The organism is Chitinophaga sp. 10T418 (assembly GCF_056394125.1).
Genome location: NZ_JBFTHG010000033.1, coordinates 1 through 9,632 on the forward strand (window position 1 = coordinate 1; position 9,632 = coordinate 9,632).

Consider the following 9,632-nt stretch of genomic DNA (forward strand, 5'->3'; position numbering starts at 1 on the left):
GCCAACGCTGTTTCCAGTGCAGTAGCCGGGGCTACGTATGCACCGGCAGCCATATTATCTGCTCCCGGATCAGGTAAAGCACGGCGGTCTATCTTACCGTTGTTCAGCAACGGAAATTGATCCAGCACTACCAGCTGCACCGGCACCATGTAATCCGGTAATTGTGCTTTTAAGTAAAAGAGTAATGCAACTTTATCAAAAGCGGATGTAACCGTTAGGTAACCTACCAATGTTTTATCACTGACAGCATCTGACTTTACGATCACCACACCTTGTTCTACTGTTTCGAAGGCATTCAGTGTACGTTCTATCTCTCCTAACTCTACCCTATATCCACGGATCTTTACCTGGTCATCTCCACGGCCAATAAACAGGATGTTACCATCTGTACCATATTTCACCACATCACCGGTGCGGTATAACTTTCCATCTCTCTTAAATGGATCATCGATGAAACGTTGGCCCGTCAGCGTTACATTATTCAGGTAGCCGGCCGCCACACCATCACCACCTATGTATAACTCCCCCGGAACACCTGCAGGGCATAGTTCCATGGCCGGGCTTAAAACATAAGCACGGGTATTGGAGAAAGGTTTACCTATAGGAATATGACTACCATAAGCGATGCTATCGCTAACTACATGGAGCAATTTACCTATAGTCGTTTCCGTTGGGCCATAGTGATTAACAACCCTACACCCCCTGCCGGTGGCAAGAATAGTATCTACCACTGCGGTTTCCAGTGATTCACCTCCAAATATCAGCAGTTGCTCCGGCAACAATAATTTATCGGGGACTGATACTGCTTTCCAGTAAGAAGGTACTACCTTGATACAATCTATCCGGTGRGAGGTAAAGTAATCATGCAGTTTGTCACTATCATTGATAAAGGCTTTCGGGAACAGGTGCAATTCCCCTCCCGTAGCCAGGCAACCATATAACACYGTATTGCCCAGATCCGTGGCGATACCCGTCAGCAAAGCAAACGAATGGCAATCAGCAATCGGTAGGGCCGACTGCAAACCAGCCAGGTAATCAGACAGGTTACGATGMGTGATCATAACGCCTTTGGGCGCACCTGTACTACCGGAGGTATAAATCACATATAACAATTGTGAAGCAGATGGATGAGGCAGGGYGGATACAGCATCGCTCAGCAAATCTTCATCCAGTGAAATCACCTTCGCCGCTGTTGATGGCAACAATCCCCGACAACTACTACTGCTCACGATCACCGTTGCTGCGGTGTCTTTTAAAATATAACTGATCCGTTCCAAAGGATAATCCTGCTCAATGGGCACATAAGCACCGCCCGCCTTCAATATCCCCAGGATGCCCACTACCATATCAGCAGAACGTTCTATAAACAACGGTACTAACGTATTAGCCCCTACGCCGTTTTTGCGGAGATGAACCGCCAACCGGGTAGCACGTGCATCCAGTTCCTGGTAACTCATAGACTGCCCCTCAAATACCAGTGCTGTGGCCTGTGGCGTACGGGCCACCACTGCCGCAAACATATCCACGATCGTTTGATCTGGAGAATAAGGTACCGTTTTTTCTGTGAGTGCCGGCAGTAACTGTTTTTCTTCGGGTGTTAACAGGGGCAAATAATTGATCTGTTGTAGCGGGTTGTTCACCACTCCCTGCAACAGCTGCTCATAATGGCCGGCCATACGACGGATACGGTCTTCACTGAACAGTTGGCTACGGTAAACAATGCTTACTTCCAGTCCTTCGTCTTGCTCTGCTATAAAAAAGGTGATATCGAATTTTGCAGTATGATGTTCAAAATCCTCTCCTGATAAAATCACGTCTTCCAAATGCAGCGCCGGCGCATCCGGTGTATGCTGCATTACAAACATCACCTGGAATAGTGGACTTCTGCTGGCATCCCTGTCTTTCACCACTGCTTCCACAATCTTCTCCAAAGGTACTTCCTGATGTGCATAAGCGTCTACGGTTGTGGTTTTCACCTGTTGCAACAGGGAGGTAAAGGAAGGATTATTGCTCAGATCACTGCGCAATGCAAGCGTATTGACAAAGAAACCTATCAGCCCTTCCAGCTCACGGTGTGAGCGGGCAGCTGTAGAAGTACCCACACAGATATCCGTTTGATGACTATAACGATATAACAATACCTTGAACGCCGCCAGCATGGTCATGAATAAAGTTGTGCCCTGCTGCTGCGATAATAACTTTAATCCATTAGCCACTACGCTGTCTACCTGGCATCTTATGTTTGCCCCTACGTTACTTTGTATTGATGGGCGCACGTAATCTGCCGGTAATTGCAGGGTAGCAACCCCGGAAAGCTTATCTTTCCAGTAATCCAGTTTTTTACCCAATACAGTACCGGACAGATGTTTCCGTTGCCAGATAGCATAATCCGCATACTGTAACAATAATGGTGAGAGCGCTGCTGTGCGTGATGCTACATAAGCACGATACAATTCCACCAGCTCTTGTATAATGATGCCGGAAGACCAGGCATCCGATGCAATATGATGCAATGTTACCACCAATATATATTCATCTTCCTTCAGCACAATTAAATGTGCCCGCAGCATATGATCTGTTGACAAATCAAAAGGTGCTTCTATCAATGACTGTACAAACGGGTACAATGCATCCACTCCAATATATGCTTCTCCGGATATTTCATTTAACCGCCATTGCCCGGCGGCTTGTATTTCCTGATAGGGGCTGCCATCTTCCAGGTATATAATGGTACGCAGCACCTCATGCCGGTTTACGATCTCCTGTAAAGCATATGCCAATGCCTGGCGGTTCAGATTACCTTTTAATCTTAATACAGCGGGTATATGATACTGTACACTGCCTTCCAGCTGATCGATAAACCACAAACGCTCCTGGCTATACGAAAGCGGGATATGTATGGGCCTTCTTTCTGCAGCCAGCGCCGATACCGGAGGTAGATGCTCTCCTGTGCAGGCAGCAGCCAGTCTTGCCACCGTAGGATGCAGGAACAATAATTTAATAGATATCCCTATTTCCTGGCCCAGGGCTGCTATTACACGCATTCCCAACAGGGAATGGCCCCCCAGCATAAAGAAATTATCGTGTATGCCTACACGCTGTATACCTAATATTTCCTGCCATACGTTTGCAATTGTCTGCTCCAGCTCATTACGGGGTGCCACATAGCCTACAAACAAGGTATCAGCACCGATAACAGGCAACGCTTTTTTATCAATTTTTCCATTTGATGTAAGGGGTAATGCGTCCAGTTCCACTACCACCGCAGGTACCATATAATCTGGTAATTTATTATATAATCCGGCGAGTATCCCTTCTCTGTCGAAAGCACCTTCCGGCACCACATACGCCACCAGCCGCTTATCCCGGCCTTGCTGATCATCTGTTACTGCCACAACCACTCCCTGTTTCACCAAACCGGTTTCCAGCAATACGTTTTCTATTTCACCCAGTTCAATACGGTAACCACGTACCTTCACCTGTTCATCTTTCCTGCCCAGGTAGACGATATTACCGTCTGGCAGCCATTTACACAGATCCCCTGTTTTGTACAAACTTGCAGGTGCAATACTGAATGGATCCGTTATAAATTTCTCAGCAGTGAGGTGAGGTAGATTCAGATATCCCTTTGCCACCTGTATACCACCTAAATACAATTCACCCGGAATACCTACCGGTAACACATGTCCGCTATCATCCAATACGTAAGCCTGTACATTATCCAATGGTTTGCCTATCGGTACAGTATCAGTCAGGGTATGATCCTGGCGATTAAACAAATACCCGGTGGCAGTAACTGTTGTTTCCGTAGGCCCGTAAGCGTTATAAAAATCAACATATGCCGCCCAGGCACTTGCCAATTGGGGAGTACAGGCTTCTCCACCTGAAACCACCCGTTTTAACCTTCCATACTTACCAGGAGTAAGTGTAGCCAGAAATCCGGGGGTTACATCCAGGTGCGTGATACCTTCCTGTTCCAATACTTGAGTGAATAGTTGTTTATCCAACCGGATTTCATCAGGGACTAACACCAGCGCAGCCCCATTCGTCAGGGCCATATAAATCTGTTCGGCCGCTGCATCAAAACAATAATTATAGAACTGTAACAATTTATCATCCTTTGTTATACCAAACTGTCTACTGCGGCTGTAAATCATATTTACTACCGCATTATGCGGAATCATTACTCCTTTTGGTTTCCCGGTTGAACCGGAAGTATAGATGATATATGCCAGCTCCTCCGGAGATATTATCCCGGGAACCTTTGTTTTGTGTTGAGATTGTAATGTTGTCTCCAGCTCATCTATACAAATCACCTGATAACCGCTGTTAACAGCGGTTATCAGCTTTTTATGCCCGCTTGTTGTTACTACAACTCCCTGTTCACCACAATCATGGAGTACAAGCCCCACCCTTTCAGCAGGATGTTCTGGGTCTACCGGTACATAAGCGCTTCCGGCTTTCAGGATGCCCAGTATACCAATAATCATTTCGAAAGAGCGACTGGTACATAACGGCACCAGGCTACCGGCAGCGAGACCCTGACCCAGTAAATAATGTGCCAGCTGGTTGGATCGTTCGTCTAATTCCCGGTAAGTGAGCTGTTGACCACCCAACACCAATGCTGTAGCACCTGGTGTTTGTGCCGCCGCCTTCTCAAACAAATCAGTAATGAGCAGTGTTTGCGGATAATCATATGCGGTAGCATTAAATGCTTCCAGCACCAGCTTCTTTTCAGCAGCATCCATCATCTCTAGTTCATCTATCCTTTGTGCTGGTTTTTCGGTAATAGCCAGCAGCAGCTGTTTAAAGTGAGCCTGCATACGACCTATGGTATCTGCAGTAAACAGATCTACGCAATACTCAATATGCCCTTCCAGACCATCTGGTGTTTCTCTCATCGCAAAAGTCAGGTCAAATTTGGAAGTGGTATGCCCAATGGGCACTTCAGACAAGGTTAGATTTCCCAACGTAAGCCTGGGTGTTTGCGGAATGTTTTGCAGCTCAAACATTACCTGGAATAAAGGCGTTCTGCTGATATCCCGTTCTTTTACTACTGTTCCCACTACCTTTTCAAAGGGTATTTCCTGGTGAGCATACGCTTCCAAAGTATTTTCCTTCACCTGCTTCAGGAAAGTGATAAAAGAAGCTGTCTTATCCAGGGAGCTACGCAAGGCCAGCGTATTAATAAAAAAACCTATCAGCCCTTCTGCTTCTTCCCGTGTACGACCTGCCGATGGCGTACCTACGCAGATGTCTTCCTGCCCGCTGTAGCGAAATAAAAACACTTTAAACGCCGCCAGCAATGTCATAAACAAGGTAGTATCCTGTTCCAATGATAAACTCCGCAACCGGGCTGTTAATGCGTTATCCACCTGGAAATGGAATATATCGCCACGTGTACTTTGTAACACAGGCCTTGCATAATCTGTTGGCAGTTCCAATGCTGTTATACCATTCAACTTATTTTCCCAGTAGTTCAACTGTTGCTCCAATACGGAGCCCGACAAATATTTACGCTGCCAGATAGCATAATCAGCATATTGTATATCCAATACTGGTAATCGGTGAGCACGCATATCTGTATATGCACTGTACAGCTCCATCAATTCCCGTACAATGATACCCATGGACCAGCCATCGGATACGATGTGATGCAGCACGATGACCAGTATATGCTCCTGTTTTCCCAGTACGATTAAATGCGCGCGCAGCATATGATCTGCAGATAAATTAAACGGCATGCTGATCAAAGTGGTGATGTATTCCTGTAAGGCAATATCATCTGTTTTGAATCGCGGCTCATTTACTATCTCCCAATGCCACTGATCCTTATCCTGAATCTGCTGATAAGCGGTATTATTTTCCTGTGCTATAACCGTACGCAGTACCTCATGACGGTTCACTATAGTACGTAAGGCATAGGCCAGTCCCTCGCCGTTTAGGTCACCATTCAATTTTAACGCGGCAGGTATATGATAATGGGTACTGCCTTCCAGCTGATCGATGAACCACAAACGTTCCTGGCTATACGAAAGCGGAATACGGGACAGCCTTTCCCCGGTTATCAATGGAGGTTMCGAAGATGCAATAGTGCGACCTTTCAGCAGCTGTGCGAGTTCTGCAATGGTTGGATGATCAAATATTTCCCCTATCTTAATTTCCACCTGCATTGTTTTCTTTATAGCAGACATGAGGCGTACAGCCAATAGAGAGTGCCCCCCCAGTACAAAGAAGTTGTCATCCACACCTACTTGCGGTAATTCCAGTAAGCGTTCCCAGATATCGGCCAGGAGCTGTTCCTGTTCATTACGTGGAGCCGTGTATCCACCCAGGGGAATAGTGTCCTCATCCAGCACCAACAATGCCTGTTTATCCACTTTCCCGTTGGCCGTTAACGGTAAATGATCAATTTCCACCAGCGCAGCAGGTATCATATAAACAGGCAGCTGCACTTCCAACCATGAAAGGATACCTGCTCTGTCAAAGGCTCCCTGCGGTATGATGTAAGCCACCAACCGGCTATAGCCTTGAGGAGCGTGATTATCTGCCGTATCGCTTTTTGCCAGCACCACACACTGATCTACCAGTGCACATGATTGTAAAACACTTTCTATCTCCCCAAGTTCAATGCGGTAACCCCGCACTTTCACCTGATCATCTTTTCTTCCCAGGTATTCGAGATGACCATCCGGCAACCATCTACCCAGGTCTCCGGTGCGGTACATCTTCATATCGGGTTCCAGGCTGAACGGATCTGCCACAAATTTTTCCGCCGTCAGCTCCGGACGATTCAGATACCCTTTTGCGAGGCCTGCGCCTGCAATACAGATCTCTCCTGCTACTCCCACAGGCGCCAAACTGTTATACCTGTCGGTGATATATAGTTGTACATTATCGATAGGTTTTCCGATAGATATACTTTTTGTACGTGCTTCCTGGTTTCCTTTTGCAAGGAACGAGTACGTACTGCAACCAACCGTTGCTTCTGTAGGGCCGTATTCGTTGATGATCCAGATATCCGGCATCTGTTCCGACAAATACCGGAAATGTGACCATTGCAACGCTTCACCACCCAATACCAGTTTATTCGTTAGGTACACGCCAGGACGATTGCTCATGGCAACTTCCAGCAGTGGCATATGCGCCGGTGTTAATTTGATAAAGTCATAAGGGGCGTATTTCCATAGCTGAGGGTCTTCAAATATATCTCCTGCACGTTTCTCTCCGATCACAATCGCCTTACCGGCCATCAATGGCATAAACAGCGCAGTGAGAGACGCATCGAAGGTATAAGTAAGGTGCACAAAGCTGCCGGATACATTATCATCCTCATTGATATAATTTGTTTTACTGTTTAACAGGTAGTTTAACAAACTATCATGTGAGATCATCACCCCTTTAGGCTTACCTGTGCTGCCTGATGTATAGATGATATAGGCCAGGTCTGCGGAAGAAGGTGTATTGTAATTATTATCAACCTGATACCCAACAATATCCTCCCAATCCTTATCCAACAATATCACTCCGGGAACCGATGCAGGCAACACCTGTTCGCAGGCGCTGCTGCTTAACACTATTTCTGCATGGGTATCTTCCAGTATATACCCAATGCGTTGCGCCGGGAACTCCGGATCTAACGGCACATAAGCCGCGCCGGCTTTCAAGATACCCAGGATTCCCACTATCATTTCCAAAGAAGGCATCAGACAAATGGGCAACAACGCTCCCTTTTTTACACCTTTACTTTGCAGATAGTGCGCCAGTTGACTGGAGCGCTCATCCAATTCTTTATAGGTGAGTGTTGCTGTGCCAAAAACTACAGCAGTAGCAGCCGGGGTATGTGCTGCCCGTTCTGCAAAAACAGCTATCACCGTACCTTCCGGCCGGGCTGTTACAGTATCATTAAAGTCTTTCAGTAAGCGATGTGTCTCTACCGTTTCCAGTATATTCAATGCGCCGATTTTTTCACCGGGAGATATGATGGCAGCCCGTAATAATGTTTTAAAATGAGCTATCATGCGGTCTATCGTATCTGCACGGAACAGATCTGCCGCATACACAAAGCTACCACTCAGTTGCTCTTTGTTTTCTTCAACAGCAACAAGCAGGTCGAACTGCGCCATGGCCTGAGTACCCGGTTCTGATGTAAGTATCACATCGCCTAAACGGAGTGCCGGCACTTCCGGTGCATTCTGTAAAGAGAACAGCACCTGGAACAACGGACTACGGCCTGTATCACGTTCTTTTACAACAGCTTCCACTACCTTTTCAAAAGGTACGTCCTGGTGTTCGTAAGCTCCTAATGTCATTGCTTTTATCTGTTGCAGGAAGCCTGCAACAGATGGATTATTCCCCAGATGACTACGCAGTGCAAGGGTATTGATAAAGAACCCTATCAGCCCTTCCGATTCTTCCTGCATCCTGCCGGCAACCGGAGTACCCACACAGATATCATCCTGGTCGCTATAGCGGTGCAACAATATTTTTAACACCGCCAGCATCGTCATAAATGGCGTGACACCCTGTTCAAGTGAAAACGCTTTTATGCGGGCAGACAATAAAGGATCCAGACTAAATGTACTGGTGGCTGCACGCATTTTTGTTGTAGCCGGCCTTACATAATCGGTGGGTAACTGTAACGTACCAACGCCTGTTAATTTATTTTTCCAGTATTCCAGTTTTTTACTCAGTAATGCTCCAGTCAGATAAGCTCTTTGCCAAATGGCGTAATCTGCATATTGTAAGGGCAACGGAGCCAGCGCAGCGGGATGTGCGCCTGTGAATGCGTCATACAGCATGATCAGCTCCCGCACAATAATACCGGTAGACCATGCATCCGAAGCAATATGATGGAGGACTACCACCAACACATGTTCCTCTTCGTTCAACACCATCAGATGCGCCCGTAACTTGTGATCAGCAGACAAATCGAATGGGGTTGCAATTAGCGACTGAACATGCTCCTTTAAAACAGCAGGAACCTTGTATGCCGGGTCTTTTGTTATAATTAACTGCCATTGACCGGCATCCAGTATCCGCTGGTAGGCCCTGCCCTCTTCCTCTGCTATAACGGTGCGTAATATTTCATGACGGTTGACCAGTTCCTGTAATGCAGATGCCAATGCATCCCGGTTTAATTTACCGGTTAGCCGCAACACCGCCGGCACATGATACTGTACACTTCCTTCCAGCTGATCAATGAACCATAAACGTTCCTGGCTATACGAAAGCGGGATATGTGATGGCCGCTCTTCGCGGGTAATAGCCGGCAATAATACATTACCGGAACGTTGATCCAACTGCACAGATAACCGGGCAATAGTAGGATAGTCAAAGATATCGGCGATCGTTACTTCTACCGATAATTGTTTACGCATAGCCGAGATGAGGCGAATGGCCAGCAGTGAGTGGCCCCCCAATGCAAAAAAGTCGTCGTGTAGTCCTACCTGTGGTACTTCCAGTAGCGAGATCCAGATATTGGCCAACGCTGTTTCCAGTGCAGTAGCCGGGGCTACGTATGCACCGGCAGCCATATTATCTGCTCCCGGATCAGGTAAAGCACGGCGGTCTATCTTACCGTTGTTCAGCAACGGAAATTGATCCAGCACTACCAGCTGCACCGGCACCAT

1 protein-coding gene is annotated in these 9,632 nt (G+C 46.9%); it reads right to left on the minus strand.

The window, feature by feature from the left end:
- A partial coding sequence (locus tag AC1DCV_RS35560) for a non-ribosomal peptide synthetase (protein WP_477027648.1) occupies positions 1-9,632 on the minus strand: 9,632 nt, incomplete at both ends.